This window comes from Halomonas sp. MMSF_3323, assembly GCF_030733595.1.
Taxonomy (GTDB): Bacteria; Pseudomonadota; Gammaproteobacteria; order Pseudomonadales; family Halomonadaceae; genus Halomonas; species Halomonas litopenaei.
Genome location: NZ_JASHIT010000014.1, coordinates 50,189 through 76,298 on the forward strand (window position 1 = coordinate 50,189; position 26,110 = coordinate 76,298).

Sequence of the window (26,110 nt, forward strand, 5' to 3'; positions counted from 1 at the left end):
GGCATCCTATAGCGCCGGGGCGACCACCCCATGGGACTGGAGTGAGGGGAGCAGACGACTGACGCTGCGGGCCAGGGTGTCGATATCGTGGGCCGCCGCCGAGGCTGGCGCGTAGTCGAAGATCGACTGCTCACAGGCCAGCGCCTCGGGAATCGCCTCGTCACGATGCACGTTTCCGAGCAACGGACTGCCCAGGCGATCCTGCAGGAAGTCGGCCACGTCGCTGGAAAGCCTGCGGCGTCGATCCACCTGATTGATGATGTAGTAGGGCCTGACACCAGGCCCCATGAAGTCGCCGCCTTCGATGCGCGGCAACACCGACAGCGAGGCACTGTCGGCCAGCAGCACCGCCACCTGGATGGCATCAGCAGCGCCCATGGCGGTTAGGCTCGGCGACGGCCCAGGCGGTAGATCCGCCAGCACCACACAGCGTGGCTCGTTCAGCAGAGGCCCCAGACGCTGGGCCACCGCTTCGGGGTGCGCGCTGAGCCAGGACTCGAACGCCAGGCGCTGGGCGTCGCTGACCTCACCATAGGGCAACAGCTCGATACCGCTGGCACTGGGCACCAGCAGGCGTCGCCAGTCATCGATCTCCACGGCCTGGGCGACAAAACCTCGCCCCTCGCCGAATCCCAGCCCGAAGTGCAGTCGCAGAGCGTTCTGCACGTCGAAGTCGATGACCACCACCCGGTGCCCGAGGCGCTTGAGGGCGTGAGCCAGATTGGCGGTCAGCGTTGTCTTGCCGACGCCGCCCTTGGGCGACGACAGGGAAACCAGATTCATTGAGAGATTCGTTTGAGCAGAGGTTTCAGCGGCGTTTCCTTGCCGATAGCGGCCTCGGACGACGCCTTGTCCGAGGCACTGCGAAACAGATGGCCAAAGCGCCCGGCAGGCGGCACACGAGCCTCCCCCGGAGGCGAGGCCTCGCCCACGCTCAAGGCGTTGGTGGCAGGCGCCTGGTGCTCGACCCGCCGCCCAGCGGGAGGTTCGCTGCGCTCAGCGACGGCCGAGGGGGCGGGCCGGGCGGCAGGACCAGAGGCAGGCTCGGGGGCCGGGGCTGCGGGAAGCTTTTCCAGCGTCGCCCAGGCCTTCCCCTTGCGCGCAGGGGCCACCTCGGCTGCCGTTTGCAAGGGCTCTGGGCGAGCACCTGGCTCGGCGCGTGACGGCCTGTCACCAGGATCGACGTCGTGGCCCGAGAGCTGGCCAAGCAGCCCCCAGCGTGGCTGTCCCGACTCCTCATTGGTGCGACCAAACGCCTGGTAGCCTGCGGTATCGGAACCGGTCTTGCGCAGGAAATCCTGGATATCGTCCGAGGCACTCATCTTCCGTCTCCAACGGGCCAAGGCACGCATCTCCCATGCCTGGTCCGTCACGGCACCGGCAAGAGAGAATGCGGGAAAGATGCTTCAACCAAAGAAGCACATGTCGACCAAAGAGGCATATTACTACCACTTTTGTGCCGCTACCGCAGCAAGCGATCTCTCAACGCGCCTTGCGACAATTGCCTGATTCCTCGTCACTTCCCAAGTCCAGCCACGCCAGAGCCAGCCTTCAGGCGGACCAACGGCCGCGCATCCAGCAAGCAAAAACTCAGAAAAATGAGTGAGAAACCTATGGGGCCAGGACAGCCAGGGATAGCGCACCGCCAAGGGCCGCAGCCCTCAGGACACCTGAAACCGCAGAAAGAAAACGCTCGATATGGCAAAAAAAGCCGATCCGAGCCACAGCACGGATCGGCATAAATTTCTAGAATTCAAGCGCTACTGTGCCAGGGCGGCAACCAATGCCTGCTCCCAGCGCGCGTCGCGCTGGCCACACACGACAAAGAACGGATTGAGCAGCGACTCACCACGATTGCAGCGCAGCGGCTCAAGGGTCTCTGCGTCCAGCACCAGTCCACCGGCGGCGGTGACCACCGCCTGGGCGGCGGCGGTGTCCCACTCGCAGGTCGGCGCCAGGCGCGGGTACAGATCGGCCTTGCCCTCCGCCACCAGGCACAGCTTCAGCGAGCTACCCATCGAGGTGCACTCGGTGGCCGGCAAGCGTGCACAGAAAGCCTCGAAGGCCTCGGCACCGTGGCGGCGGCTGCCCACCACCACCCAGGGGGCCTCGGCAGGGTCCGGCAGTTCACGCGCATGGATCGGCTGGCGCGACTCGCCCTCGGATCGCCAGGCGCCATTGTCCTGTTCACCGAACCAGGTCACCCCCAGCACCGGCGCATGGACCACCCCGAGCACCGGGACGCCATGCTCGATCAGCGCCACATTGAGGGTGAATTCACCGTTGCGATTGACGAACTCCTTAGTGCCATCCAGCGGGTCCACCAGCCAATAGCACGACCAGCCGAGACGTGTCTCGGTGGCGATCTCCCCGGATTCCTCGGACAGCACCGGCACCTCCGGCGTCAGTCGTCCCAGCAGCGCCACCAGGGCGTGGTGGGCGGCCAGATCGGCCTCGGTCAATGGGCTATCGTCGTCCTTGTGCTCGACCTCGAAGTCGCGCTGATAGATCTCGAGCACCAGTCGACCGGCCTCTTCCACGCCGGCGACCAGGGCATCCTTGTGTTCACTGCTCAGAGAAACGGGCACGCAAGACTCCTTGATATAAGGCCCGATCGGAGTCGACACGACGGGCCGATACACAGTACCGGGAAGGCCAGGTCTTCCCGGAAATCGATGGTGCCAAGCTTAGCGTGAGTGGCGTATCGAGCGCAGGGCTGCAAGCGGATCGGCACGGGTCCGACGCCGCACCCTCAGGACGATACCAGCGGCAGCCACAACCATAGCGCCAGCAGCGCGGCCAGCAGTACCGGCGGGGTCAGCTTGAGCCCGACCTTCATGTACTGGCCCCAGCTGATGTGGGTGCCCTTTTCCGCCAGCACGTGCAACCACAGCAGGGTGGCCAGGCTACCGATGGGGGTGAACTTGGGCCCCAGGTCGTTGCCGATGACGTTGGCGTAGATCATCAGCTCCCGGGTCAGGTCGCCGACCTGGGCCTGGTCGATGGCGAGTGCCCCCACCAGGGTGGAGGGCATGTTGTTCATGATAGAGGCCAGCAGCGCCGAGGCCACACCGGTACCCAGCGTCGCCACCAGGGTGCCCTGCTGGCCCAGCCAGGTCAGCAGGGCGCTGGCGTCTTCGGTCAGCCAGGCGTTGCCGAGCCCGTAGACCACCAGGTACATGCCTACCGAGAACAGCACGATCTGCCAGGGCGCGCCCTTGAACACCCGCGACAGCGAGATCACCGTGCTGCCCCCGGCCTGGTGCCAGCGGCCGGCCAGGGCGACCAGCACCAGCGCCGCGCTGCCGGTCACCAGCGCCACCGGCACGCCCAGCGGCGCGGTGACGAAGAACGCCACCAGCAGCGTCGCCAGCACCGGGAAGGCGGCGCGGAACACCAGCGGGTCGCGGATGGCGTGGCTTGGCGCCTCTAGGCGTTCGACGTCGTACTGCTCGGGTATATCGCTGCGGAACATCCAGGTCAGCACCAGCAGGGTCGCCCCCAGCGAGACCAGATCCACCGGCACCATCACCATGGCGTAGTGGTTGAACGAAATATCGAAGAAGTTCGCGCTGACGATATTGACCAGGTTGGAGATGATCAGCGGCAGGCTGGTGGAGTCGGCGACGAAGCCGGTGGCGATGATGAAGGCCAGCGACGACTGGGGCGAGAACTTCAGGCGCAGCAGGATCGCCATGACGATGGGGGTCAGCAGCAGCGCAGCCCCGTCATTGGCGAAGAAGGCCGCGATCACCGCCCCCAGCAGCACGATCAGCGGAAACAGGCGGCGTCCGTTGCCACCGCCCCAGCGCGCCACATGCAGCGCCGCCCAGGAGAAGAACCCGGCCTCGTCGAGGATCAAGGAGATCAGGATCAGGGCGACGAAGGTGAAGGTCGCGTCCCACACGATGTCCCACACCACCAGCACATCGGGCAATTGCACCACCCCGACGGCCAGGGCCACCGCAGCGCCCCCCAGGGCGCTGGTACCGATACCTAGGCCCTTTGGCTGCCAGATCACCAGCACCAGGGTCACGACGAAGATGGCGAATGCCAGCATGGAAAACTCCCTGTCAGAGACTGTCCTGATTGACCCGCGAAGACACCTGCTCGGCGCTTTCGACCCGCTCGGAGTAGCGCTGGGTCAGGTAACCGTCACGGCCACGGTTGAGCCAGGTGAACTTCATCAGCTCCTCGCACACGTCGACCACGCGCAGATACAGCGGGGACAAGCGCATCCGGCCCGCCTCGTTGAACTCGTTGAAGGCCTTGGGTACCGACGATTGATTGGGGATGGTCAGCATGCGCATCCAGCGCCCCAGCTGGCGCATCTGGTTCACCGTGTTGAAGCTCTGGCTGCCGCCACACACCTGCATCAGCGCCAGGGTCTTGCCCTGGGTCGGGCGTACCCCACCGAGCGACAGCGGGATCCAATCGATCTGGGCCTTCATCACCGCCGTCATCGCACCGTGGCGCTCGGGGCTGACCCACAGCATGCCCTCGGCCCAGCTCGCCAGATCGCGCAGCTCGGCGACCTTGGGGTGGTCGGCCTCGGCGCCATCGGGCAGCGGCAGCCCCTGGGGCGAGAAGGTACGCACCTCGGCACCGAAGGCCGCGAGCAAACGCCCGGCCTCCTCGGCCAAGAGCCGCGAGTAGGAGCGCTCGCGCAGCGAGCCGTACAGCACCAGGATGCGGGGTGCATGGCGTGGTGCGCTGGGCGGGGCCAGCTCGTCCACGGCGATGGGCCGCCACAGCTCCGGGTCGATGTTGGGCAAGTCCTTGAGCAGGGTATCGGGGGTCATGTGCGGTTTGCCTCCAGCGTGACGGTTTCGCCATTTTCCTTGGTAAAGCTGTCGCCCTCGATGGCCGACAGCGGCGCCTCGACCAGCTCCAGTACCCGCTCGGAGGGACGGCACAGCGCCGCGCCCCTGGCGGTCACCACGATGGGTCGGTTGATCAGGATCGGGTGGGCCATCATGGCGTCGATCAAGGCCTCGTCGTCGAGGCTGTCATCGCCGAGGCCCAGCTCATCGTAGGGCGTGCCCTTCTGGCGCAGCAGTGCCCTGGGCGTGATGCCCATGGCCTCGATCAGCTCGACCAGGCGCTCACGGCTGGGCGGCGTCTTCAGGTATTCGATGACCTCGGGCGATTCGCCGGAGGCCTCGAGCATGGCCAGCACGTTGCGCGAGGTGCCGCAGGCCGGGTTGTGGTAGATCAGCGTCATGGGGTCTCCGGGAGGCGCTCTTGGCTATCGAGGCTGTCGTCACTATCGAGGTTACCGTGGCTCAGCGGGTCCTGGTGTCGTCACCGGTGGCGGGGCCCAGCAGGTCGGCCAGGGGGTTGCACACCTCCGGCCGGCTGGCGCAGCAGTCGCGCACCAGAAAGTCGAGGGTGGCCACCATGTGCGCCAGGTCCGCCCGATAGACGATGGAGCGGCTTTCCCGGCGCTGGCTGACCAGCCCCGCCCGGCTGAGCACGCCAAGGTGGGCCGACAGGGTGTTGTGGGGCACCTCCAGGCGGCGGGCCAGCTCGCCGGCAGGCAGGCCTTCGGGCTCGTGGCGCACCAGCAGGCGAAAGGCAGCGAGCCGGGTGGGCTGAGACAGCGCAGCGAAGGTGTCGAGGGTCGGTTGCAGATCGTCTTTGTCCATATGTCCGGAATTATGGACATATTGATGTGCGGGTCAAGTACTTCTTGATCCAGGGCATCTCGCTTGCCGTCACCCTGGCCAAGAACGACAAAGCGGCGACGTCCAGCAAGGACGCGCCGCTTTTTGGTTGAGGGGGCTGTCACACGACGACGGTCGAGTCGTGCTACCTGCGCGCTATACCAGCGCTACATCGACCCTACATATAGTTGAACAGCGACAGGTCGCGGATGCCGATAAAGGCCTGCTGGGCGGCCTGCATGCCCACCTGACGCATGCTGTACTCGGAGATTGCCTGGTTGTAGTCCAGATCGACCAGATCCGACATGGTCTGGGCGTAGTTGAGCTCGCGGTTGCCGCTCACCGAGTCGATGACGTCGAGCTCGTTGAGCCGCGCGCCGACCGAGGCCCGCTTGGTCAACACGTTGTCGAGACTGGCGTCCAGCTCGCGCATGGCGCCGTTCAGGGTGTTATGCAGCGTCGCCTGCTTTGCGGGGGTGTCGGCGGGGGCTTCCAGCACCGCCAGCACCTTCTCGAAGGTGGTGAAGACGTTGGTGTTCATGGTGTCGGCGGGGCCGAAGGTCACGCTGTCGCCGGTCGCAGGCGCGCCTTCAAGCTCCAGGCGCAGGCCACCCACCTCGACGCTGGTGCCTTCAGGGTCGTAGGGCTGATCTTCCAGGGCCGCTCCGGCGCTGACCCAGGAGCCATCGTCTTGTTCGACCTTGACGCTGTAGGTGGGAGCGTCGTCGGTACCACCGAACTCCACCTGGTAACGCTTGCCGTAGCCGGCGTCGCTGTTGTCGACCACATCGGGGCCGGCAAAGGTCACACTGCCGCTGTTGTCACCCTGCTCGGCCACGTAGCCCGCGCCGCTGGGCACGCTGGTGAAGATGTCGGCGCCGGTATCCCCCACCGACATAAGTCGCGAGGCGTCCACCTGCTGCTCGCGCACCTTGTCACCGCCCACGTACTCGATGCCGTTGCCGCTGTCGGTGAAGGGCTCGGCGCCATCGGCGTAGCCACCGAACAGGTAGCGACCGTTGCCGTCGGTGGCGTTGGCCTGACCGATCAGCGTCTCGTAGACGCCGCGCAGTTCACTGGCGATGGACTGCCGGTCGGCATCGCTCAAGGTGTCGTTGGAGGCCTGGATCACCAGCGCCTTGGCGCTGGCCAGGGCGTCGCTTGCGCTGTTGAGCACGCTTTCTTCCTGGGACAGGGCGTTGCGCGCGCTGACCCGGGCGTCGGTGTACTGCTGGGTCACCGCCTGGGCCTGGCTGACCGCCACCGCCCGGGACGCCGCCTGGGGGTCATCGGAGGGATTGACCACCCGCTTGCCGCTGGCGAGCTGCTGACTCAGGTGAAGAAACTCGGACTGCTGACGGTTGAGCGAGCTGACGCTCTGGTCGTACATGGTGACGGTGCTGATACGCATGCTCTGCTCTCCTTAGCCGCGCAGTCCGAGGATGGTGTCGACCACCGAGGTGGCGGTGTCGATGACCTTGGCGTTGGCCTGGTAGTACTGCTGATAGCGGATCAGGTTGGCCGCTTCCTCGTCCAGGTTGACCCCGGACTCGGACAGCTTCACCGCGCTCAACTGCTCGGTCAGCCCCTGCTGGGCCGCCAGATTGACCTGCACCACGTTGGTACGGTTACCCACGTCTCCGACCAGCGAGGCGTAGGCCTGGCTCAGGGTGGCGCTGCCGCCCACGCTCATCTTGTCCTGCAGCCCCTGCAGGGCCAGGGCGTTCTCGTTGTCGCCGCTGGCGCCGGTTTCCCCGGCGGCGGCGATCTTGTCGGGATCACTGATGGCGGTGTCGAAGCCACCCGCGGCGCGGCGCACCGGCTGCACCTCGAAGCGATCGCCGTCGGCCAGGGCGCTGGGGTCATCGATGCCGAGCGTCACGCCGCCAAAGGTCAGGGTGTTCTCGGTGGCGTCGAAGCTCGCGTCCACCGCCTCGCCGGTGTCCTTGCGGGTGACCTCGAAGGTCGGCGGCGAGGCCGAAGCGTCGCTGACCTTGACCTCGTAGTCGGCCGCCTCGAGGTCTTCGATCTTGTCGATGTTGAAGCTCGCGGTGACCGTGGCGCCGCCGCTGTTGGCGTCGTTGGCAAAGACCCGCGGTTTGCCGATGTCGAACATGTCGCCACCGCTCTTGCCATCCAGATCGTAGCCCTCGGCGTGCTGGGTATTGAAGGCGACCGCCATGGACACCGCCAGCTGGCCGATCTGGTTCTGGGTGCGATCCAGGGTCTCGGAACGGAACTGGATCAGCCCACCGAGCGAGCCGCCCTGGAGGCTGTCCTCGTCGAGTCGCTGCAGGCCGCCGCCGGGGTCCTGGTAGCCCACCACCACCCGCTGGGGATCATTGGCCGAGGCCACCGCCTTCAACTGGTAGGACTCGGTGCCGGCCACCAGCGGCTGTCCGCCGGGCAGGCTGACCCGATAGGAAGAACCGTCCTGCACCGTCAGCTCCACCCCGATACGCTCGCTCATCTCGGTGACCAGCTGGTCACGCTGGTTGAGCAGCGCATTGGGGGCCTCGCCGGTCTTGGCCTTGGCCAGGGAAATCTCGCGGTTGAGCGAGGCCAACTGCTCGCTCTGGTTGTTGATCTGGGTGATCTCGTCACGGATCTGGCTGTTGATGCCGTCCTGCATATCCTGCAGGTAGCTGTCGAAGGCGCGGAACTGGGCGCTCAGGGTGTCCGCCGCGCCCAGCACGCCCTGGCGGGCGGCAGGGTCCGAGGGGGCCGAGGCCAGGTCTTCCAGCGACGAGAAGAAGTTCTGCATCAGCGGTGCCAGACCGGCGTCCTGATCGGCCAGCAGGCTGTCGATCTGGTTGATCTGGGTCTGGTAGGCGTCCAGCGCCGAGCTAGAGCTCACCGCACCATTGAGCTGGTCGGCCACGTACTGGTTGAACTGACGCTCGATGTCGTTGACCTGGACGCCCTGGGTCCCGCCGCTGCCCTCGCCCAGCACCGTGATCTCGCGGTTGTAGCCCGGTGTATAGACGTTGCTGATGTTGTTGCTGGTGGTGGTCAGGGCGTTCTGGGCGGCATTCAGGCCGCTCAAGCCGATGGAGAACATGCTCATGGTGGAATTCCTTTCGCCGATAGCCTGTTTATCGGCCGAATGGCCGCTGGCTTGAGAGCCTCGGTGCCGCAAAAACCATTAATTTTCCGAGCGACTAGGCGCTGTCCGAAAAGTCGACGAGCGAAGGTTAGACAAGGCAAAAATCGGTGAGAAAGCGCAGTTTACGGGGTGTAAATGAGCATTTTGATCCGATTTTTAACGCCGTATTACCGAGCGCAGGCACTTTTCAGACAAGCCCTAGAAGACCTGGGTGGGGTTGGCGCTTATATCCGCCCTGGCCAGCCAGTCGCTGCCACGCTCACCCGCGGTGGCACCCGCATCCACCTTCTCGGCGGCACCGGTAGGCGATGCGCCGACATTCGCGGGTCGAGCCTCGCCGGCCGCCACGCGGGTGGCGCCTGCGCCGTCATCGATCGGGCCGAAGGTGTGCATCACCGCGATCAGCTTGGCGGCGTAGGCCGGGTCGGTGGCGTAGCCGCCCCGCTGCAGCGCGTGGGCCGCGGCCTCGGCGTCCGGCGCGGTGGTGACCTCGGCGTAGCGGGCGTTGTTGCTGATCAGCCTGGCGTAGTCGGTGAAGGCTTCCTCGAAGGAGCCGTAGACCCGGAAGTCATCGCGAATACGCTGGCGTTGGCCGTCTTCCACCTCATGGGTGGTAATACGGGTGGTGGGGCCGTCCCAACTGCTGCCGGCCTTGATGCCGAACAGGTTGTGACTGTTGTTGCCGTCGGCGGTGGCGATCTCGTGGCGGCCCCAGCCGGTCTCCAGCGCCGCCTGGGCCAGGATCAATTCCGCCGGCACGCCGGAGGCGCGGCTGGCGGCCTGGGCCGGGGCGGCCAGCTTGTCGAGGAAGGCCTGGACGTGGGCCGGGGTGTCGCGGGCCTCGCGTCCGCTGATGCGCTCTTCGGCCTGGGCGGTGGTCATGCCCTGGCTGACGGCGCCCAGCTCGTCGAGGAAGTTGGTCGGCGCCTCGACCTCGCTGTCTGCCGGCGCGTCCGCTCTCAGGGCGTTGGACAGCGGACGCGGCGTGCCACGGGGAATCCCCGCGATCAATGCCTCGACATCCTTGGCCTGGCTGGCCTCGGGGCCACGTAGCTGGGCCATGAGCTGGTCGGCCAGGCCGATGCCGCGGCTGGCCATGGTCTGGGACCACTGCTGGTCGAGCAGCGTCTGGTAGAACTGGGTCTGCTTCGAGTCGGTCAGGCCAGAAGACGGCACGGCGTCGCGCATGCTCTTCATCATCATGTTGATGAACATCGCCTCGAACTGGCGCGCCGCCTCCGCCGCCGCCGCCGGGTCCTGCTGGCGGGCGCTGGTCTTGAGTCGCGCCAGCCCCTGCATGTCCAGCGCGAAGCCGGCCTGGCCGACGCTGCCGGTGGCCCGGCTGGCGCCGGACAGGGCAGAACCCGAGAGGCCTGTTGTGGGCCCCGAAGCCAGCCCTGTTGTGGGCCCCGAAGCCAGCCCTGTCATGGGCCCAGATGAAAGATCAGAGATAGCCATCAGATGATCTCCAGCTCGGCTCTGAGCGATCCCGCGGCCTTGAGCGCCTCGAGGATCGACATCAGGTCGTTGGGGGTCGCGCCGAGGGCGTTGAGGGCGTCCACCACGTCGAGCAGATTGGCGCCTTCGACCACCTGCAGGGTGCCCTGACCCTCGTCGATGGTGATATCGGAGTCCGGTACCACCGTGGTCTCGCCGCCACGGCTGAAGGGCGCCGGCTGGCTGACGCCGAAGGCGGTGTCGATGACGATGGACAGGTTGCCGTGAGCCACGGCGGCGCGCTTTAGCGTCACGCTGCCGTTGAGCACGATGGAGCCGGTGCGCGAATTCAGCACCACCTTGGCCCGGGCCGGCATCGGGGTGACGTCGACGTTCTCGACACGGGCCATGAAGTTGACCCGGGAGTTGGCGTTGGTCGGCCCGTTCAGGGCGATGACCCCGCCGTTTCTGGCCGAGGCCACCGGGTAGTCGAAGGTGTCGTTGATCGCACGGACCACGCGCTCGGCGGTACCGAAGTCGGCCTGGTTGAGCTGCAGTTCCAGCACGCCGTCACGGCTGCCCAGCGCCAGCGGCACCGTCTGCTCGACCATGGCGCCACCGGCGATGCGCCCGGCCGCCTGGTGGCTGATCTGCACGCTGGAGCCGGCGGACTCGGCGCCGGCGCCGTTGATCAACAGGTTGCCCTGGGCCAGGGCGTAGACGTCGCCATCGGCGCCCTTCAATGGCGTCATCAACAGGGTACCGCCGCGCAGGCTGCGGGCATTACCGATGGAAGACACCACCACGTCGAGGCGCTGGCCGGGCTGGGCGAACGGAGGAAGGTCCGCGGTGACCATCACCGCCGCCACGTTGCGCAACTGCATGTTGGTGCCCGGCGGCACGGTGATGCCGAGCTGGGACAGCATGTTGTTGAGGCTCTGGCCGGTGAACGGCGCCTGCATGGTCTGGTCACCGGAGCCGTCCAGGCCCACCACCAGGCCGTAGCCCACCAGCTGGTTGTCGCGCACCCCGGCGAAGCTGGCCAGGTCGCGGACCTTCTCGGCGCGAGCCAGGTGGGAGAAGGCCGACAGCGCGATCAGCAACACCAGCATCAGGCTGCCGAGGGTCAGGGTGGGGCGACGGGAGACAGGGTTTCTCATCATGCTCGGCCTAGAAGGGGGAAACGTTCAGGAAGAACCGCTGCATCCAGCCCATGTGCTGCGCCTCGTTGATGTAGCCGTTGCCCACGTACTCGATGCGCGCATCGGCCACCGCCGTGGACGGCACGGTGTTCTGGGTGGTGATGAAACGCGGATTGACCACCCCGCCGAAGCGGATGAACTCGGTGCCCTGGTTGATCGCGATCTGCTTCTCGCCGCGCACCCTGAGGTTGCCGTTGTTCATCACCTCGATCACCGAGACGGTAATGGTGCCGGTAAAGGAGTTATTGGCCTCGGAGCCACCGCCGCCCTCGAAATCTGTATCGCCGTCGATCTCGAAGCCGTAGTCCATCAGTTCCTCCAGGCCTTCCGGCACCTGGGAGAAGGTCAGGCTGGAGCCGCCGTCACGGTCGGCGTTGGAGCGGGAGTTCTTGCTGGCGCTGACCTCTTCGTCCAGCACGATGGTCAGGATGTCGCCGACGCTGCGCGGACGACGATCCTCGAACAGCGGCTGGTAGCCCCGGGCCTTCTGGAAGATCGAACCATTGGCCACCGGCAGCGGCCGATCGGGGATCTCGATCTGCTCCTGCTCGCCCACCACCGAGGCGTGGGGAATCTGGGCGCAGCCGGCAAGCGTCAGCAGCACCAGGGCCAGCGTCAGCGTCGCCAGGCGCAGAACAGCATGAGCCCCACCGTGTGGCGCGCCAGATGATGAGGTCGTGTCAGGGTGCATGGCCGTCTCCAGTGCCACCGCAGAATTTATTATCAGAGTCGTGACTAGGCGCTATCCGAAAAGGGTCGATGAGCGCAGGCACTTTTCAGACAAGCCCTAGAGTTGTGCCAGGCGTGCCAGCATCTCATCACTGGTCTGCACCGCCTTGGAGTTGATCTCGTAGGCGCGCTGGGTCTGGATCATGCTGACCATCTCCTCCACCACGTTGACGTTGGAGGTCTCCACATAGCCCTGCAGCAGTCGGCCGGCACCGTTCATGCCCGGCATCAGTTCGTTGCGCGGCCCGGACGAGCTGGTCTCGAGGTACAGGTTGCCGCCGATGGACTGAAGGCCGGTGGCGTTGACGAAGGTGGAAATGGTGATCTGGCCCACCTCGTCGGACTCGCTGGTACCGGGCTGGGTCACCGAGACCACGCCGTCCTCGCCGATGTCCACCGACAGGGCGTTGTCGGGGATGATGATGGCCGGCTCCAGCGGGTAGCCGTTGGCGGTGACCATCTGGCCGTTCTCGTCGAGCTGGAAGCTGCCGTCACGGGTGAAGGCGGTGGTACCGTCGGGCATCAGCACCTGGAAGAAGCCCTTGCCGTTGATCGCCAGATCACGCGAGTTCTCGGTGGCCTCGAGCCCACCCTGGGTGTGCAGGCGCTCGGTGGCCACCGGACGCACGCCGGAACCGATCTGCATGCCCGAGGGCAGGCGGTCCTGGACGTTGTTCTGGGCGCCGGGCTGGCGCATGTTCTGGTACAGAAGGTCCTCGAACACCGCCCGGGACTGTTTGAAGCCGTTGGTCGAGACGTTGGCCAGGTTGTTGGAAATCACGTCCAGCTGGACCTGCTGGGATTCGAGTCCGGTCTTGGCCGTCCACAGCGACTTGATCATCGTTCTTCTCTCCCTCGGTCAGGAGGCTCCCCTGACCGCTCAATAATTCGGCCCTGGCCGTCGGTTGAAGGGGTCAGCCGTTCAACGACAGCAGGCTGTTGGCCTTCTGGGCGTTCTCGTCGGCGGTGCTGATCATCTTGGTCTGCAGCTCGTAGCGCCGCGCCACATCGATCATCGCCACCATGGACTCCACCGGATTGACGTTGCTGCCCTCCAGCGCCCCGCTGACCACCCGTACCTGGTCGGAGGCCGCCAGGGCGGCAGGCTCGCCATTCTCTCCGATGGAGCGAAACAGACCGTCGCCGCCACGGGTCAGCTCGCCGGGCTGCGGCTCGACCAGCTTGAGCCGGCCGATCTCGGCCAGGGCGTCGGGGTCCTGGCCCATGCCGATGGCGCTGATGGTGCCGTCGGCGCCGAGGAACAGCTCGGCCTCCAGCGGCACCTGGATCGGTCCGCCCTCGCCGATCACCGGGCGCCCAACCGAGGTCAGCAGGCCGTTGCCGTCCACCTGCAGGTCGCCGCGACGGGTATAGGCCTCGCTGCCGTCGTCGCTTTCCACCGCGAAGAAGCCGTCACCGTCGATGGCCACGTCCAGGGTGCGACCGGTACGGGTGATGGCTCCGGGGGAAAAGTCCGCTCCCGGGGTCGAGGCGGCGGTGGACACCCGGGTGTCGAGACGCGCCTCGCCCTCGACCGGCACCGCGCGCATGGCGTGAAGCTGGGCGCGAAAGCCCGTGGTCGAGGCGTTGGCCAGGTTGTGGCTGACCACCGACTGCTGCTCCATGGTCTGGCGTGCGCCGCTCATGGCGGTATAGAGCATGCGATCCATCTACGACTCCCCTGGAAGGTGTGAGAGGCCGCCGCCCGAGGCAGCGGCCGGCGTGGTCATCAGCGCAGGTTGATGGCGGTCTGCAGCACTTCGTCCTGGGTCTTGATGGTCTGCGAATTGGCCTGGTAGGCGCGCTGGGTGACGATCATGCTGACCAACTCCTTGGCCATGTCGACGTTGGAGGTCTCGATGGCGCCGGACTGGATGCCGCCCAGCAGGCCGGTACCCGGGGCACCGACCAGCTCCTGGCCGGAGGCGTCGGTGGCGGCCCAGGTGTTGTCACCGGCGGGTGACAGGCCCTCGGGGTTGCGGAAGCTGGCCAGGGCGATCTGGCCGGCCGGGCGGGTCTGCTCGTTGGAGTAGCTGCGCACTACGGTGCCGTCACTGTCGATGCTGATGCCGACCAGGGCGCCGGAGGTGTAGCCGTTCTGGTTGAGTGCGGTGGTGCTGGCGTTATTGCCGAACTGGGTGGAGCCGGAGATATCGAAGTCCAGCGTCATGTCATTGGCAGCGCCATTGAAGTAGTCGGCCGAGGCAAAGGTGACCGGAAACTTGCCATCAGCAGGGGTGACCAGTTGACCATTGGTGTCAAACTCCATGGAGAGGGTCTGCGCTGCGACAGGTGTCGCGGTCTCGTCCATCAACACCTTGCCATCCATTGCCATGGTGCCGGTCCATGTCTTCGCGTCCGTCTTCTGGTAGTAGACGGTGACATTGCGCGGGTTACCCAGCGAGTCGTAGGCGGTGAAGTTGTTGGAGTAGTGGTAGTCGACCGGGACGCTGGCGGAGCCGTCGGAGCCCGCCAGGGTGACGCTGTTGAGGTCTTCGCCGACAACCTTGCGCGAGTCTAGGTTGAAGGTGGTGGACACCTCGGTGGTGGCGCTGGCCGGCATCTCGTCGGCCTCGATCTGCAGCACCTCTGGCTGGCCGCCCACCTGGACCGCACCGGCGGCGTTGACGCCGTAACCCATGATGCGCGCGCCCTGGGCGTTCTGCAGGTAGCCGTCCGGGGTCATGGTCAGCTGGCCGTTGCGGCTGTACACCACCTGGCCGTTCTGCTCCATGCGGAAGAAGCCGTCGCCGCTGATGCCCAGGTCCAGCGGTCGGTTGGTGGACTCCAGGTTGCCGCCGCTGAAGTCCTGCAGCACGGTGGAGACCTTGGTACCCAGGCCGATCTGGGAGTTGGCGAAGACGTCGGCGAACTGCGCACTACCGCTCTTGTAGCCCACGGTCTGGGAGTTGGCGATATTGTTGCCCAGCACGTCCAGGCTGTCGGCGGCGGCGTTCAGACCACTCAGCGCTTGTGAAAAACCCATGTCACTCTCCTTATACGTTTCCCTGCGTCGATGACCCGACGGTCATCCTGCGTTCGCTACAGAATCTGGCGGATATCGCTCAGCGCCACCTGCCCGTAGACGGCACCCAGATCGAGTTGCACCTGGCCGCTGTCATCCGCCGGGGACACCCCGCCGACCTGGGCGTAGTTGAGCGCGGTCACCGCAAGCTCCTCGCCCTCGACACCGGTGGCCTCGATGCTGACGTGATAGGCACCTTCGGGGGCCGCCACGCCTTCACCTGTCATGCCGTCCCACTGGAACGACTCGGTCCCGGCGGAGGCCGGGCCCAGGTTGTAGCTGTTGATGACCTCGCCGGACTCGTTGGTGATGGTCACCTTGACCTCGGCGGCGGGGCTTTCCAGCTCGACGCCAAAGGGCGTGGAGACCGGCGCGCCTTCATCGTTGTGGGCCATGACGATGCGATCCCCCGGCACCAGCACGCCCTTGCCGATCAGCCCGGTGGCCTGCAGCGCCTGGCCGGCGTTGATCTGGCCGGTGATCGACGACATGGTCTCGTTGAGCGACTCGATGCCGGAAACCGTGTTGATCTGGGCCAACTGCGAGGTCATCTCGCTGTTGTCCATGGGATTGAGCGGATCCTGGTTCTGCAGCTGGGTCACCAGCATGGTCATGAAGTTGTCGCCGAGCTCGTCGGACGCCTGCTTGGAGCTGGCCTGAGCGGTGGCGGCGTTGACCGATTGGTAAACGCTTGCATCGATGGTGTTGGCCATGGGATCAGCCCTCGCCCAGGGTCAGGGTCTTGAGCATCAGCTGCTTGCTGGTGTTCATGACCTCGACGTTGGCTTGATAGGAGCGGGAGGCGGAGATCATGTTGACCATCTCGCCCACCGGGTCGACGTTGGGCATCGCCACGTAGCCGGCGTCATCGGCCAGCGGATGCTCGGGGCGATACTCCTGGCGCAGCGGCGAGGGGTCCTCGACCACCTCGCGCACACCGACGCCGCCGATGCCGTCGCTGGCGGCGCGGGACTCGAACACCGCCTGGCGGGCGCGGTAGGCCTCGCCGTCGGGGCCGGCCACGCTGTCGGCGTTGGCCATATTGCTGGCGGTGACGTTCATGCGCTGGGCCTGGGCGGACATCGCCGAGGCGGAGATATCGAAGATCGAAAACATCGACATGGGGCGCTCTCCCTGCTTGGAAACTGAGATGGACCGGGCTTACTGCTCGGGCTGCATGGCCTGCTTGAGGCCCTGGATGCGACTGTTGAGGATCGTCAGCGCAGCCTGGTAACGCACCGAGTTGTCGGTGAAGGCGGCCCGCTCGCGGTCCATGTCCACGGTGTTGCCGTCGAGGCTGGCCTGCTCCGGTACGCGGTACTTGAGCTCGCTGCCGCCAAGCGACATGGCCTGGCCATGACCCGACAGGTGGTGACTGGACGTCCGCGCCAGGGCCAGACCGGGCTGATTCGCCCCCTTGGTCGCGGCTTCCAGGGCCTGGGAAAAGTCCATGTCGCGTGCCTTGTAGCCGGGGGTATCGGCATTGGCGATATTGCTGGCCAGGACCTTCTGGCGTTCCTGTCTAAGCGACAGGGCCTGCTGGTGAAAAGCGAGCGAGGCCTCGAGCTGATCGATCATCCCGGTGCGCTCCGTAAGCAAGGGAACAAAGAGACAAGGGGTTCGACGATGAAGAATACCCAGGCCCCTGTCTGCACAAAGCCGTGAACAGCCCCCATTACCACGCCCATTTCAGACCATGCGTCGATGCCGGCTTCTCTACACTGGTGTGCCATGGCCCTTGAATGGCCAGGCAAGCGCCCTTGAAAGGCCAGGAAAGCGCCCTTCAAACGGCCCCGGGCGCTAAAGATCGCACCGACCACCGGTATCCCGATGTCTCGATCCTCATCTCTTGTACAAGCCACTGCTTCCCTGTCCTGGATCATCGCCCGGGCGGCGCTGGTGCTGTGTGTAAGCACAGGCTTTGCCGCCAGTACCGCCCAGGCCGCCAGCCAGGCGGTCGATGACGGCGGTGTCGATGCGGGCACCGGGGAAGCGCTGACACGGGTGGAGAGCTTTCTGTTCGAGCAGGCCCTGGCCGATGGCGCCCGGCCGGGCGATCTGGAGATTCAGGTATTCCCGCCGGCGGCGAGCCTGGCCGACTGCCGCCAGCCCGAACCCTTCCTGCCCCGGGCGGGGAGCCGACTGGCCGGACGCGTCTCGGTGGGGCTTCGCTGCGAGGGAGAGCGTCATCGCAGCCGCTATCTGCAGGCCGAGATCACCCGGCTGGGCGAGCGCCTGGTGGCGGCGCGGGACATCGCCCCCGGCGAGCGCCTGAGCGCGGACATGCTGACCAGCGAGCGCTTCGACGTAAGCCGACTGCCGTCCCAGGCGCTGACCGATCCACAAGCGGCCATCGGTCAGATCGCACGACGCGGGATTCGCCAGGGTCAGGCGCTGTCGGCCCATCAGCTGACATCACCCAAGCTGGTGAGGCGCGGCGAGCAGGTCGCGGTGGAAGCCAGTGGCCGAGGCTTTCGCATCAGCCGCCAGGGCGAGGCGCTGGAGGCTGGCGGCCTCGGCGATATCGTGCGGGTAAGGGTGGATCGGCGCCAGATCCTCGACGCCCGGGTGGTGGAACACGGCCGGCTGGCGATAACCTACTAGGACGTTGATGAAAAGTGCCTGCGCTCGGTAATACGGCGTTAAAAACCGGCTGGTGCGCCAGCCCGGTCAACATACTCATTTACTGCTAGTAAACTGCGCTGTCTCTCCGACTTTTGCCTTGTCTAACCTTCGCTCGGCGACTTTTCGTAAAACGCTCAGGACATGTCCACGAAGCGGCTGCGCTCGGCAATACGGTGTTAAAAATTTGGCTGATGCGCCAGACCTAAAGTTCTTGTTCTTGCGGCCGATGATGTACATAGACGCAGACATTCGGATCAACGGCGACAGCCAGCGCCTGGTCCCATCGCCATTCTCGTGAGGCCTTGCCCGTGAAGATCGATTCGCAACATCCTCTGACCCGCCCCGCCCAAAGCGAGGGGCCGCAGCAGAGCGACAAGCTCCAGCAAAGCGAGACACAAAAAGCCGCTGGCGCCGGTGTCGAAGCCGGTGCCCAGGCCCACCTGAGCCGCCCGGCGGCGGACACCAGCCAGGACATCGACAGCGCCCGGGTCGAACAGATTCGTGACGCCATCCGCGAAGGACGCCTGGAAATCCATCCCGAACGCATCGCCGACGGCCTGATCGACAGCGTCCGCGACATGCTCGGCGATGGTTCAGAGGGCTCGCAGTCGTGAGTCTTGCCCGACTGCTCGACCAGCAGCGTGAGCGACTCGCCGAGCTGCTGGCCCTGCTGGGCGAGGAACAGGAGTGCCTGGTTCAGGGCCAGGTCGACAGCGAGGCGCTGGTGGCGCTCGCCGGCCAGAAGTCCGAGATCCAGCAAAGGCTTGCCGAGACGGAAGCGCGCCGCCATCAGGTGCAGTGCCGACTGGGCTACCCCGATGACCGCGAGGGCACCCTGCAAGCCGCCCGTGACGCCGGCTGCGAAGCCGCCTGGCAGGCCACCATGGCACTCGCCAGGGAAGTCTCCCGCGCCAATCTGCGCTGTGGCGAACTGCTGGCCCTGCGCATGGAGCACAACCAGCGCATGCTCGACCAGATCCACCGCATCGCCAACGCCAGCGTCTACCAGCCCGACGGCCGCACCCGGCTGCAGCCCTCTCGGCTCAACGTCTCGGCCTGATTTCCTGGTTCAAGGTCTTGGCTCGCCGCTTGGACTCTCGACATCGGGCCTGACGCCTCCTCTCGGAAACACCTGCCCGGCTCTGCCACCTTGCCGGCATCAATGCCTGGCTCAGATCGCTATCGCGGGATGCGCGCCGGAGGCCGCCCAGCCCACCAGGGCCTCGCTTTCCAGCGGCGCACCGACAAGACGCCCCTGAATCCGGACAAGCCCCAGCGCCTTGACGGTATCGAGCTGTTCGGCGGTCTCGACCCCCACCGCCACCGCGACGAACTCCAGCGCCTCGAGGCAGCGCATCAGCGCCGCCACGCTCTGGCGCATGCTGGTGGAGGGATCGGCCAGGGTCTTGAGGGTCTCCGGCCCCAGCTTGCCCAGGGTCACCGGCAGCGAGGCCATGCCGAACAGGTCCACCGGGGAGCGGCCCAGCCCATCGACGCCGAGCCGCACGCCCAAAGCGACGATACGCCTTAACAGGTGGGACTGGCGGTGGCCCACCTCGAACAACCCCGCGCCATCCACCTCCAGGCACAACCAGTCGAGGCACTCGTGGCGATAGTGGCCGCCCGCCTCTTCCTGGGCACCCGCCTCCCCCTTCGCGCCAGACTCGCATAGCTGGCGCAGGTAGAGATCCAGGGCGCGGCCATCGAAGCCGTCCTGATCCAGCAGGCAATGGTGAATGTTCACCGAGATATCCCAGTCACCCAGCTCGGAGCCGGCCTCGCGCCAGCGCCTGCGCTGGGCCATGACTTCCTTGAGCACCCAGCGATCTAGCCGGTCGACCAGCTGCATTTCGGCGGCGAGTGCGACAAATTCCCCCGGCGCGACCTCGCCACGCTGGGGATGGCGCCAGCGCACCAGCGCCTCGAGCCCGCAGCAGCGCCGGGTGAGCAGATCGAACTGGGGCTGATACACCAGATAGAGCTGCTGATCGGGGAACATCAGCGCTTCCTGCAGCTCGTGACGGAAGCGCTGCTGGCGCTCCATCAGACGCTGCAGGCTGCCGTCGTAGAAGGCGAAACCTCCGGGCACGGCCTCTTCCAGCGCCTTTTCGGCGTGGGCCAGCAGCTCGCCGGTTTCCTCGCCGTCTTCCGGACACAGGACGATGCCGATGCGCGGCTCGATCAAGGCGGGCTGATAGCCGGGTAGGGTAAAGGGCGGTTCCAGCGCTTCGAGGCAGCGGTCGGCCACCAGTTGCATGGTCTCCGGCGTGACCGGATGCTCGAGCAGCACCCCCCAGCGTTCGCGATCGATCTGCACCACGCTGTCTTCCCGGCGCAGCACGTTGACCAGTCGGCGTCCGGCCCGGCGCGACACCCGCGACGCCATCTCGCCACCATGGTCCACCAGGATGCGCGACAGGCCGTGCAGCTCGACCAGCATCACGCCGAGGCGCTGACCAAGACGGTCGGCGCGATCGAAAGCGTGGGACAGGCGGTCCTCGAAGATCCAGGTACTGGCCACGTTGCCGATATCGGCATGGCGGCGATCCAGTACCGCGTCGGCGTCGGCGTCGAGATCGACGAAGGTGACCAGCCACATCAGCGGATCGGTGCCGGCGTCCAGGGACGCATCGGCGCCTCGGTCGAAGGCTACGCAGGACATCAGCCCCAGCCTGGCGCTGGCGCTGTCATCCACCGCAAGCCAGGCCTGCTGCCAGTCCTCGCCGGGTGACAGGGTATGGTAGCTGCCCCGCTCCCCCAGCAGATTGACGAAGGGGCGAAACAGCTCGTTGAGGTTGCGGCCCTGCAGCTCGCCACCGGTGGGACAGGCCAGCTCCGTCAGCGCGGTGTTGGCCCATAACAGGCGGTCATTGGCATCGATCAGCGCCAGCCCCACCGGGGCGCGGTCAAGCACCAGCCCCGCCACCACGGAGGGATGCCGGGCGACCTTGCCGGCGGAAGCCGCCTGCAACAGCGACGTCGGGCCCAAGCCCGCTGATCGATCCTTAGCCATGAGCCCTGCCCAGATAGAGGTAAGCGGTGCGCATTACCTAATATAACCACTATCGGCGAGGCCGGCGTACTCTTGAGGACCGACATGAACGGTTTTTACATGAACAGGGCTAGCGCGGACGCAGGCGCAGGGCGTCCATGCCACCGTCCACCGGCAGGCAGACCCCCACCGTCGAGCGATTGGCGGGATCGGCCAGATAGGCCACCGCCTGGGCCACCTCGGCGGCGGCGACCAGCCGTCCGTGGGGCTGGCGGGCCTCCAGCGCGGCACGCTCGGCCTCGGGGTCAGGCGCCTGCGCAAGCAAGCGGCCGATCCAGGGGGTATCCGCGGTGCCGGGCGAGACACAGTTGACCCGAATGCCCTGTTGCAGGTGATCGGCCGCCATGGCTCTGGTCAAGGCCAGCACGGCGCCCTTGGTCGCCGAGTACAGGGCCCTTTGCTGAATCCCCGCGGTGGCGGCGATGGACGCCATATTGACGACGGCGGCGGCGTCCGACTCGCGCAGATGAGGCAGCGCCGCCCGAGACACCCGCGCCATGCCGGCGACGTTGACCTCCCAGGCACGCGCCCACTCCTCATCCGGGTTGCCCGCGACATCACCCTGGGCGCCGATGCCTGCGTTGTTGACCACGATATCGATACGCCCCAACGCACTGGCGACCGCCGCCACCGCACGCTCTACCTGCTCACTGCTGGCGACATCGCACGCTTCCCAGTGGTGTTGATTGGCGGGATCTTCGCGATCCAGCACGGCAACGCGGGCGCCTTCAGCGGCCAGGCAGTCGGCGATCGCCGCGCCGATGCCAGAGGCGCCGCCGGTGACGATGGCCACCCGTCCTTCGAATCGAGCTGTCATGGATTAGCCCTCCCAGGCACGAAAGGTCTGACGCTGGCGGCCCAGGCCGTCGATCTCCACCTCGACCACGTCGCCCGGCTTGAGGTAGTCGAAGCGCCCCGAGACCGCTACCCCTTCGGGGGTTCCGGTAGAGATGACGTCGCCGGGCTCGAGCTGCATGTACTGCGACAGATCGCGCACGATCTCGGCGCAGCCGAAGATCATGTCCGAGGTGCGGGAGTCCTGGCGCGGCTCGCCGTTGACCCAGGAGCGCAGGCCCACATCGGCGGGATCGAAGGCGTCGGCGGTCACGATCCAGGGGCCCAGCGGCATATAGCCCGGGCTGCACTTGCCCTTGCTCCACTGGCCGCCGGAGACCTCGAGCTGGAACTTGCGCTCCGACAGATCGTTGGCGAGCACATAGCCACCGATGTGACTGGCCGCTTCCTCCAGCGAGTCGCAGTAGCTGGCGGTGCTGCCGATCACGATGGCGAGTTCGACCTCCCAGTCGGTCTTTTCCGAACCGCGCGCGATGGTGACGGTATCGTCGGGGCCGGCGACGGTGTTGGGCGTCTTGAAGAAGACGATGGGTTGCTTCGGCGGCTCGGCGCCGGACTCGGCGGCGTGGGCGGCGTAGTTCTGACCGATACAGATCACCGAGCCCACCGCCGCCACCGGCGAGCCGTGGCGCACCTCGTCGGCAAGCTCGACGGCGGTCAGCCGTCCGGCGTCCAGCAGCCGGCGAAGACGCGCCACGCCGTTGTCCTTCCAGAAGCCTGGCGCGAAGTCGCCCACCGGCGAGGCGTCGTAGAGCACGCCTTCGACCTCGACCAGCGGCATCTCGTTACCCATCGTTCCACGGCGCAACAGCTTCATGTGTTCTCCTTCAGCAGGCCTCGCGTCTGCAGTTCGTTCCAGAAGGCCTCGGGAATATGGCACGAGGCCAGTGCATGATTTCGCTTCACCTGCTCAGGCGAGCGCATTCCGGCCATGACGTTGACCACGGCGGGGTGGCGCCACGGAAAGGCCAGCGCCGCCGCCGGCAGGCTGACGCCGTGGGCTCGCGCCACCGCGGCGAGTTCGCGGGCACGCTCGAGCACCGCCTCAGGGGCCTGGCCGTACTCGTACCAGGCATCGGCGGGAGGCTCGTCACGCGCCAGCAGGCCCGAATTGAAGGCGCCGACGGCGACCACTCCGACCTGGTGTTCGAGACAGGCGGCCATCAGTCCTGTCTGTTCCTGCTCCAGCAGGGTGTAGCGACCGGCCAGCATGATCAGGTCGGGCCTGGCCTGATCGACGAAGCGCTTGAGCATGCCGGCGTCCTTGGAGCCCACGCCCCAGGCCGCGATCCTGCCCTGCTCGCGCAGGCGTTCGAGCTCGGGTACTGCCCCTGTCAGGGCTTCCTCGAAGCGGTCCGTGGGCTCTTCCGGGTCATGGATCCAGAGGATGTCCACCGACGCCATGTCGAGGCGCGCAAGCGAGGCCTCCAGGCTCTGCCTGACGCCATCGGCGGTGTAGTCACGCCGCCGGGTCAGGTCATCGGCCACGTGGAAGCCGTTGGCCTCGTCGCTGCCCTGCGGGGCAGGATTGGATTCCAGCAGGCGCCCCACCTTGGTGGAGATGACGTAGTCGTCCGGCGAACGCCCCTTGAGCGCCTTGCCCAGGCGCTGTTCGGACAGCCCGAGCCCGTAGTGCGGGGCCGTGTCATAAAACCTCAACCCCAGCTCCCAGGCGGTGTCCACGGCGGCCAGGCAGTCCTGTTCGGGGGTGACCTTGCCCATGTTGCCGAACTGCGCCGCACCGACGCCGAGGCCTTCGAAGGCACGGCGCAGCTTGGGCGGCAGACGGCTGGCGATCGGCGATGTCGTCATCCGGCATCCCTCCTGTGATAGATGTTCAAGGCGTTGTCCTCGGCAACGGCCTGGCGCTTTTCTGCGGGCACCCGCGCCAGCACCCGCTCGCACCAGTCCTTCGGGTCCTGGCTGATCGGGCTGTCGCTGCCGAGCAGGCAGCGCTCGGCACCGAAGGTCTCAAGCGCCACGTCGACGATGTCCGCGGCGTGGCGCTCGAGCTCATCGGCGTCGCGGCACTCCGCCGGCAGCCCGGACAGCTTGCAGTGGACCCTGTCGAGCTCGGCCAGGCGCGCCAGATTGCGCTGCCAGGCCTCTCGCGCGACGCCATCACGCGGGTTCGGCTTGCCCATATGGTCGAGCACCACCGTCAACTCCGGCACCCGCTCGAGCAACGCCAACAGGCGCGGCAGCTCCCGGTCCCTGACGCAGGCATCGAAGGGCAGGCCCCAGTCGGCCAGACGCTTCAGGCCCTCGACCAAGGCCGCCGAATCAAACAGCTCGCGGTCCTGCAGCAGGCGTCTGACGCCGACCACCTGGGGCACCTCGGCCAGACTCGCCAGCGCCCGCTCGGCCTGGGGAAGCTCCAGCGCGACGCTCGCCACCACGCCGTGGACCCGCGGGTCCTGCTCGGCCAGCGAGATCAGCCAGGCGGCTTCCTCGGCGGGGTCCGGGGCGTCGGCCTCGACCAGCACGTAACGGCGGCCCTGGCCATCGGGAATCGGCGCCCTGGCGGGCAGGCCCGCATCGGCGAGCCAGGGAATCCGCACCGCACCGGTGTCCCAGACGTGAAGGTGGGTATCGATCATCACGGAACGCCTATGGTCAGCAGAAAGTTGGAGTAGGGGCGGCACTCGCCGGTGGCCACCACCAGGCACACCTCGGGGCCGCGGCAGGCGTCATAGAAGGCCCAGCGATCCAGGCTCGACCAGGCGATCTGCTGGCCTCCCCCATGGCGGTGGTCGGCCAGCCGCTGGCGGCACTCGACCACCGATTCGGAGGCGCCGCCCTCGGCGTCGGCCATGTAGGCGACCTCTTCCACGAACACCGCCTGGGCCAGCGTCTCCATCACCGACAGCACCGGCACCATGCCCTCGCACAGGTTGAGGTAGACCCGGCTCGCCGCTGGCGGCGCACCGGTCGAATGCGGATAGAGCGCGTCGGCCACCAGCACCCTGGCGCCGTGTCCGGCGGCGGCCAGGCCCTCGAGCAATGGCGGATTGAGCAGCGGGCCGCGGATCATGCCGGCACCGCCTGGCGCCGACGGGTCCACTCGGTGCCGTTCGGCCAGGCCCAGGCCGCCAGCGTCTCGGCCTTGATCTCGGCGGAATACCCCGGCTCACGCGGCAATGTATAGGCGCCATCTCGCACGACGCAGGGGTCGACGAAGTGTTCGTGCAGGTGATCGACGAATTCGGCCACCCGCCCGTCCACGGGACCCGACACCGCGATGTGGTCGATCATCACCAGGTGATTGACCAGCTCGCACAGCCCCACCCCGCCGGCGTGGGGGCAGACGGGCTTGCCGAACTTCCTGGCCATCAGCAGCACCGGGATGATCTCGTTGACGCTGGCAAGACGGCAGGAGTCGATCTGCACGTAGTCGACCGCGTTGGCCTGCAGCAACTGCTTGAACAGCACCCGGTTCATGCCATGCTCGCCGGTGGCGACGCCGATGCCGAGCGGACGCACGCCATCGCCGATGCTGCGATGCCCCAGCACGTCATCCGGGCTGGTGGGCTCTTCGATCCACAAAAGGTCGTGATGGGAAAGCGCCTCGACCCGCTCGATGGCCTCGGGCACCTCCCAGATCTGGTTGGCGTCGATCATCAGCGCCACGTCGGGGCCGATCACCGAGCGGGCGATCCCCAGGCGACGCTCGTCGTCCTCGGGATTGGCGCCGACCTTGAGCTTGATATGGCGGTAGCCATCGTCCATCGCTTCCCGGCACAGGCGGGCCAGCTTCTCGTCCGAATAGCCGAGCCACCCCGCCGAAGTGGTGTAGCAGGGGAAGCCCTGCTCGCTCAGCTCGGCGATGCGCTCCTGCTGGAAGGGCCGCTGTTCCTTGAGCATCGCCACCACCTCCTCGGCGCTCAGCACGTCACCCAGGTAGCTGAGATCCAACTGCTCGACGAGCACCTCCGGCTCCATCTCGCAGACAAGACGCCACAGCGGCACTCCCGCATGCCGGGCCGCCAGGTCCCAGACGGCGTTCATCACCGCCGCCCGCGCCAGGTGCACCACCCCCTTGTCCGGGCCCAGCCAGCGAAGCTGCGAATCCGCGGCGAGTTCACGATAGACCGCCCCCGGAGACCGGCAGACCTCGGCCGCGTCCCGGCCGACCAGCGGCTGGGCGAGGGCCTCCATGGCCTGCAGGCAGATCTCGTTGCCGCGACCGATGGTGAAGGTGAAGCCGCACCCATAGAGCGCGCTGTCATCGGTGACCAGCCTGAGATAGGCCGCCGAGTAGTCGGCGTCCTTGTTGACCGCGTCGGAGCCGTCGCTGCTGTCAGAGGTGGGAAAACGCAGATCCACCAGTTCGATTGAGGTGATGACGGACACGTATCGTCCTCCAGATTCATCAGATGTATTAAAGTGCTGCCGAAGTTTTCGATAGAATGG

Annotated in this window: 28 protein-coding genes; 3 read left to right on the forward strand and 25 right to left on the reverse strand. The window is 66.6% G+C overall.

What is annotated here, in order from left to right; translation table 11 throughout:
- Nucleotides 1–6: 6 nt before the first annotated feature.
- From bcsQ to flgB, 18 genes are all read right to left on the reverse strand, one after another.
- The gene (bcsQ, locus tag RBB39_RS09120; RefSeq protein WP_045994298.1) at nt 7–783 is read right to left on the reverse strand and encodes a cellulose biosynthesis protein BcsQ; all 777 of its coding nucleotides are present in this window, start codon (nt 781–783) and stop codon (nt 7–9) included.
- Nucleotides 780–1,322: a hypothetical protein gene (locus RBB39_RS09125; RefSeq protein WP_045994297.1), complete on the reverse strand. Its 543-nt coding sequence runs from the start codon at nt 1,320–1,322 to the stop codon at nt 780–782. Before RBB39_RS09125 ends, bcsQ begins: the two co-directional genes overlap by 4 nt.
- 438 nt (nt 1,323–1,760) lie before the next feature.
- Nucleotides 1,761–2,588 carry a 3'(2'),5'-bisphosphate nucleotidase CysQ gene (cysQ, locus tag RBB39_RS09130; protein ID WP_045994296.1) on the reverse strand — a complete coding sequence of 276 codons (828 nt, stop codon included), beginning with the start codon at nt 2,586–2,588 and terminating at the stop codon, nt 1,761–1,763.
- Between the two features lie 164 nt (nt 2,589–2,752).
- Nucleotides 2,753–4,060, reverse strand: a complete 1,308-nt coding sequence (locus RBB39_RS09135) for an arsenic transporter (protein ID WP_124804614.1) — start codon at nt 4,058–4,060, stop codon at nt 2,753–2,755.
- Between the two features lie 13 nt (nt 4,061–4,073).
- The gene (arsH, locus tag RBB39_RS09140) at nt 4,074–4,802 is read right to left on the reverse strand and encodes an arsenical resistance protein ArsH (RefSeq protein WP_045994294.1); all 729 of its coding nucleotides are present in this window, start codon (nt 4,800–4,802) and stop codon (nt 4,074–4,076) included.
- Entirely contained in the window at nt 4,799–5,224 is a 426-nt protein-coding gene (gene arsC / locus RBB39_RS09145) for an arsenate reductase (glutaredoxin) (protein ID WP_045994293.1), read from the reverse strand. The genes arsH and arsC overlap by 4 nt, the downstream gene beginning before the upstream one ends.
- 61 nt (nt 5,225–5,285) lie before the next feature.
- Nucleotides 5,286–5,648 carry a helix-turn-helix transcriptional regulator gene (locus RBB39_RS09150; RefSeq protein ID WP_045994292.1) on the reverse strand — a complete coding sequence of 121 codons (363 nt, stop codon included), beginning with the start codon at nt 5,646–5,648 and terminating at the stop codon, nt 5,286–5,288.
- 196 nt (nt 5,649–5,844) lie between these two features.
- Nucleotides 5,845–7,077: a flagellar hook-associated protein FlgL gene (gene flgL / locus RBB39_RS09155; RefSeq protein WP_045994291.1), complete on the reverse strand. Its 1,233-nt coding sequence runs from the start codon at nt 7,075–7,077 to the stop codon at nt 5,845–5,847.
- A gap of 12 nt (nt 7,078–7,089) precedes the next feature.
- Nucleotides 7,090–8,733 carry a flagellar hook-associated protein FlgK gene (gene flgK, locus RBB39_RS09160; protein WP_045994290.1) on the reverse strand — a complete coding sequence of 548 codons (1,644 nt, stop codon included), beginning with the start codon at nt 8,731–8,733 and terminating at the stop codon, nt 7,090–7,092.
- A gap of 237 nt (nt 8,734–8,970) precedes the next feature.
- A complete protein-coding gene (flgJ, locus tag RBB39_RS09165; protein ID WP_239452540.1) occupies nt 8,971–10,071 on the reverse strand; it encodes a flagellar assembly peptidoglycan hydrolase FlgJ in 1,101 nt (366 codons plus the stop codon).
- A 158-nt stretch (nt 10,072–10,229) separates the two neighbouring features.
- Nucleotides 10,230–11,321: a flagellar basal body P-ring protein FlgI gene (locus RBB39_RS09170; RefSeq protein WP_274601887.1), complete on the reverse strand. Its 1,092-nt coding sequence runs from the start codon at nt 11,319–11,321 to the stop codon at nt 10,230–10,232.
- Nucleotides 11,322–11,379: 58 nt separating this feature from the next.
- Complete coding sequence (locus RBB39_RS09175) at nt 11,380–12,102, reverse strand: flagellar basal body L-ring protein FlgH (RefSeq protein ID WP_124804608.1); 723 nt, start codon at nt 12,100–12,102, stop codon at nt 11,380–11,382.
- A gap of 96 nt (nt 12,103–12,198) precedes the next feature.
- The gene (flgG, locus tag RBB39_RS09180; protein WP_045992588.1) at nt 12,199–12,981 is read right to left on the reverse strand and encodes a flagellar basal-body rod protein FlgG; all 783 of its coding nucleotides are present in this window, start codon (nt 12,979–12,981) and stop codon (nt 12,199–12,201) included.
- A 73-nt stretch (nt 12,982–13,054) separates the two neighbouring features.
- The gene (flgF, locus tag RBB39_RS09185) at nt 13,055–13,810 is read right to left on the reverse strand and encodes a flagellar basal-body rod protein FlgF (RefSeq protein WP_045992587.1); all 756 of its coding nucleotides are present in this window, start codon (nt 13,808–13,810) and stop codon (nt 13,055–13,057) included.
- A gap of 59 nt (nt 13,811–13,869) precedes the next feature.
- Entirely contained in the window at nt 13,870–15,126 is a 1,257-nt protein-coding gene (gene flgE / locus RBB39_RS09190) for a flagellar hook protein FlgE (RefSeq protein WP_108132051.1), read from the reverse strand.
- A gap of 56 nt (nt 15,127–15,182) precedes the next feature.
- Complete coding sequence (gene flgD / locus RBB39_RS09195; RefSeq protein WP_045992585.1) at nt 15,183–15,878, reverse strand: flagellar hook assembly protein FlgD; 696 nt, start codon at nt 15,876–15,878, stop codon at nt 15,183–15,185.
- A 4-nt stretch (nt 15,879–15,882) separates the two neighbouring features.
- The gene (gene flgC, locus RBB39_RS09200; protein WP_045992584.1) at nt 15,883–16,287 is read right to left on the reverse strand and encodes a flagellar basal body rod protein FlgC; all 405 of its coding nucleotides are present in this window, start codon (nt 16,285–16,287) and stop codon (nt 15,883–15,885) included.
- Nucleotides 16,288–16,326: 39 nt separating this feature from the next.
- Nucleotides 16,327–16,743, reverse strand: coding sequence for a flagellar basal body rod protein FlgB (gene flgB / locus RBB39_RS09205; protein ID WP_108132049.1), 417 nt, complete (start codon nt 16,741–16,743; stop codon nt 16,327–16,329).
- Nucleotides 16,744–16,995: 252 nt separating this feature from the next.
- On the opposite strand from flgB, the gene flgA reads away from it, so the two are divergent.
- From flgA to flgN, 3 genes are all read left to right on the forward strand, one after another.
- Nucleotides 16,996–17,769: a flagellar basal body P-ring formation chaperone FlgA gene (gene flgA / locus RBB39_RS09210; RefSeq protein WP_306169040.1), complete on the forward strand. Its 774-nt coding sequence runs from the start codon at nt 16,996–16,998 to the stop codon at nt 17,767–17,769.
- Between the two features lie 329 nt (nt 17,770–18,098).
- Nucleotides 18,099–18,404 carry a flagellar biosynthesis anti-sigma factor FlgM gene (gene flgM / locus RBB39_RS09215; protein WP_253029273.1) on the forward strand — a complete coding sequence of 102 codons (306 nt, stop codon included), beginning with the start codon at nt 18,099–18,101 and terminating at the stop codon, nt 18,402–18,404.
- Nucleotides 18,401–18,850: a flagellar protein FlgN gene (flgN, locus tag RBB39_RS09220; RefSeq protein ID WP_045994752.1), complete on the forward strand. Its 450-nt coding sequence runs from the start codon at nt 18,401–18,403 to the stop codon at nt 18,848–18,850. Before flgM ends, flgN begins: the two co-directional genes overlap by 4 nt.
- A gap of 111 nt (nt 18,851–18,961) precedes the next feature.
- On the opposite strand, the gene RBB39_RS09225 is transcribed toward flgN, so the two are convergent.
- The 7 genes from RBB39_RS09225 to RBB39_RS09255 all read right to left on the reverse strand — a co-directional run bounded on the left by RBB39_RS09225 (nt 18,962) and on the right by RBB39_RS09255 (nt 26,050).
- Nucleotides 18,962–20,803, reverse strand: a complete 1,842-nt coding sequence (locus RBB39_RS09225; RefSeq protein ID WP_124804604.1) for an EAL domain-containing protein — start codon at nt 20,801–20,803, stop codon at nt 18,962–18,964.
- A 109-nt stretch (nt 20,804–20,912) separates the two neighbouring features.
- Nucleotides 20,913–21,659 (reverse strand): SDR family NAD(P)-dependent oxidoreductase, encoded by a 747-nt coding sequence (locus tag RBB39_RS09230; protein WP_306169041.1) that lies wholly within the window; start codon nt 21,657–21,659, stop codon nt 20,913–20,915.
- 3 nt (nt 21,660–21,662) lie between these two features.
- A complete protein-coding gene (locus RBB39_RS09235; protein ID WP_306169042.1) occupies nt 21,663–22,514 on the reverse strand; it encodes a fumarylacetoacetate hydrolase family protein in 852 nt (283 codons plus the stop codon).
- On the reverse strand, nt 22,511–23,509 hold the full coding sequence (locus RBB39_RS09240; protein ID WP_306169043.1) for an aldo/keto reductase: 999 nt from the start codon (nt 23,507–23,509) through the stop codon (nt 22,511–22,513). The genes RBB39_RS09235 and RBB39_RS09240 overlap by 4 nt, the downstream gene beginning before the upstream one ends.
- On the reverse strand, nt 23,506–24,297 hold the full coding sequence (locus RBB39_RS09245; RefSeq protein ID WP_306169044.1) for an amidohydrolase: 792 nt from the start codon (nt 24,295–24,297) through the stop codon (nt 23,506–23,508). Before RBB39_RS09245 ends, RBB39_RS09240 begins: the two co-directional genes overlap by 4 nt.
- The gene (locus RBB39_RS09250) at nt 24,297–24,731 is read right to left on the reverse strand and encodes an RbsD/FucU family protein (protein ID WP_287163775.1); all 435 of its coding nucleotides are present in this window, start codon (nt 24,729–24,731) and stop codon (nt 24,297–24,299) included. The genes RBB39_RS09245 and RBB39_RS09250 overlap by 1 nt, the downstream gene beginning before the upstream one ends.
- On the reverse strand, nt 24,728–26,050 hold the full coding sequence (locus RBB39_RS09255) for an L-fuconate dehydratase (RefSeq protein ID WP_306169045.1): 1,323 nt from the start codon (nt 26,048–26,050) through the stop codon (nt 24,728–24,730). The genes RBB39_RS09250 and RBB39_RS09255 overlap by 4 nt, the downstream gene beginning before the upstream one ends.
- Between the last annotated feature and the right edge of the window lie 60 nt (nt 26,051–26,110).

Excerpts from the sequence above, each read along its gene's own strand:
- bcsQ (WP_045994298.1), bottom strand. The coding sequence starts at position 783 with ATGAATCTGGTTTCCCTGTCGTCGCCCAAGGGCGGCGTCGGCAAGACA.
- RBB39_RS09125 (WP_045994297.1), bottom strand. The coding sequence starts at position 1,322 with ATGAGTGCCTCGGACGATATCCAGGATTTCCTGCGCAAGACCGGTTCC.
- RBB39_RS09135 (WP_124804614.1), bottom strand. The coding sequence starts at position 4,060 with ATGCTGGCATTCGCCATCTTCGTCGTGACCCTGGTGCTGGTGATCTGG.
- arsH (WP_045994294.1), bottom strand. The coding sequence starts at position 4,802 with ATGACCCCCGATACCCTGCTCAAGGACTTGCCCAACATCGACCCGGAG.
- arsC (WP_045994293.1), bottom strand. The coding sequence starts at position 5,224 with ATGACGCTGATCTACCACAACCCGGCCTGCGGCACCTCGCGCAACGTG.
- RBB39_RS09150 (WP_045994292.1), bottom strand. The coding sequence starts at position 5,648 with ATGGACAAAGACGATCTGCAACCGACCCTCGACACCTTCGCTGCGCTG.
- flgL (WP_045994291.1), bottom strand. The coding sequence starts at position 7,077 with ATGCGTATCAGCACCGTCACCATGTACGACCAGAGCGTCAGCTCGCTC.
- flgK (WP_045994290.1), bottom strand. The coding sequence starts at position 8,733 with ATGAGCATGTTCTCCATCGGCTTGAGCGGCCTGAATGCCGCCCAGAAC.
- flgJ (WP_239452540.1), bottom strand. The coding sequence starts at position 10,071 with ATGCAGGGGCTGGCGCGACTCAAGACCAGCGCCCGCCAGCAGGACCCG.
- RBB39_RS09170 (WP_274601887.1), bottom strand. The coding sequence starts at position 11,321 with ATGCTGGTGTTGCTGATCGCGCTGTCGGCCTTCTCCCACCTGGCTCGC.
- RBB39_RS09175 (WP_124804608.1), bottom strand. The coding sequence starts at position 12,102 with ATGCACCCTGACACGACCTCATCATCTGGCGCGCCACACGGTGGGGCT.
- flgG (WP_045992588.1), bottom strand. The coding sequence starts at position 12,981 with ATGATCAAGTCGCTGTGGACGGCCAAGACCGGACTCGAATCCCAGCAG.
- flgF (WP_045992587.1), bottom strand. The coding sequence starts at position 13,810 with ATGGATCGCATGCTCTATACCGCCATGAGCGGCGCACGCCAGACCATG.
- flgE (WP_108132051.1), bottom strand. The coding sequence starts at position 15,126 with ATGGGTTTTTCACAAGCGCTGAGTGGTCTGAACGCCGCCGCCGACAGC.
- flgD (WP_045992585.1), bottom strand. The coding sequence starts at position 15,878 with ATGGCCAACACCATCGATGCAAGCGTTTACCAATCGGTCAACGCCGCC.
- flgC (WP_045992584.1), bottom strand. The coding sequence starts at position 16,287 with ATGTCGATGTTTTCGATCTTCGATATCTCCGCCTCGGCGATGTCCGCC.
- flgB (WP_108132049.1), bottom strand. The coding sequence starts at position 16,743 with ATGATCGATCAGCTCGAGGCCTCGCTCGCTTTTCACCAGCAGGCCCTG.
- flgA (WP_306169040.1), top strand. The coding sequence starts at position 16,996 with ATGTCTCGATCCTCATCTCTTGTACAAGCCACTGCTTCCCTGTCCTGG.
- RBB39_RS09225 (WP_124804604.1), bottom strand. The coding sequence starts at position 20,803 with ATGGCTAAGGATCGATCAGCGGGCTTGGGCCCGACGTCGCTGTTGCAG.
- RBB39_RS09230 (WP_306169041.1), bottom strand. The coding sequence starts at position 21,659 with ATGACAGCTCGATTCGAAGGACGGGTGGCCATCGTCACCGGCGGCGCC.
- RBB39_RS09235 (WP_306169042.1), bottom strand. The coding sequence starts at position 22,514 with ATGAAGCTGTTGCGCCGTGGAACGATGGGTAACGAGATGCCGCTGGTC.
- RBB39_RS09240 (WP_306169043.1), bottom strand. The coding sequence starts at position 23,509 with ATGACGACATCGCCGATCGCCAGCCGTCTGCCGCCCAAGCTGCGCCGT.
- RBB39_RS09245 (WP_306169044.1), bottom strand. The coding sequence starts at position 24,297 with ATGATCGATACCCACCTTCACGTCTGGGACACCGGTGCGGTGCGGATT.
- RBB39_RS09250 (WP_287163775.1), bottom strand. The coding sequence starts at position 24,731 with ATGATCCGCGGCCCGCTGCTCAATCCGCCATTGCTCGAGGGCCTGGCC.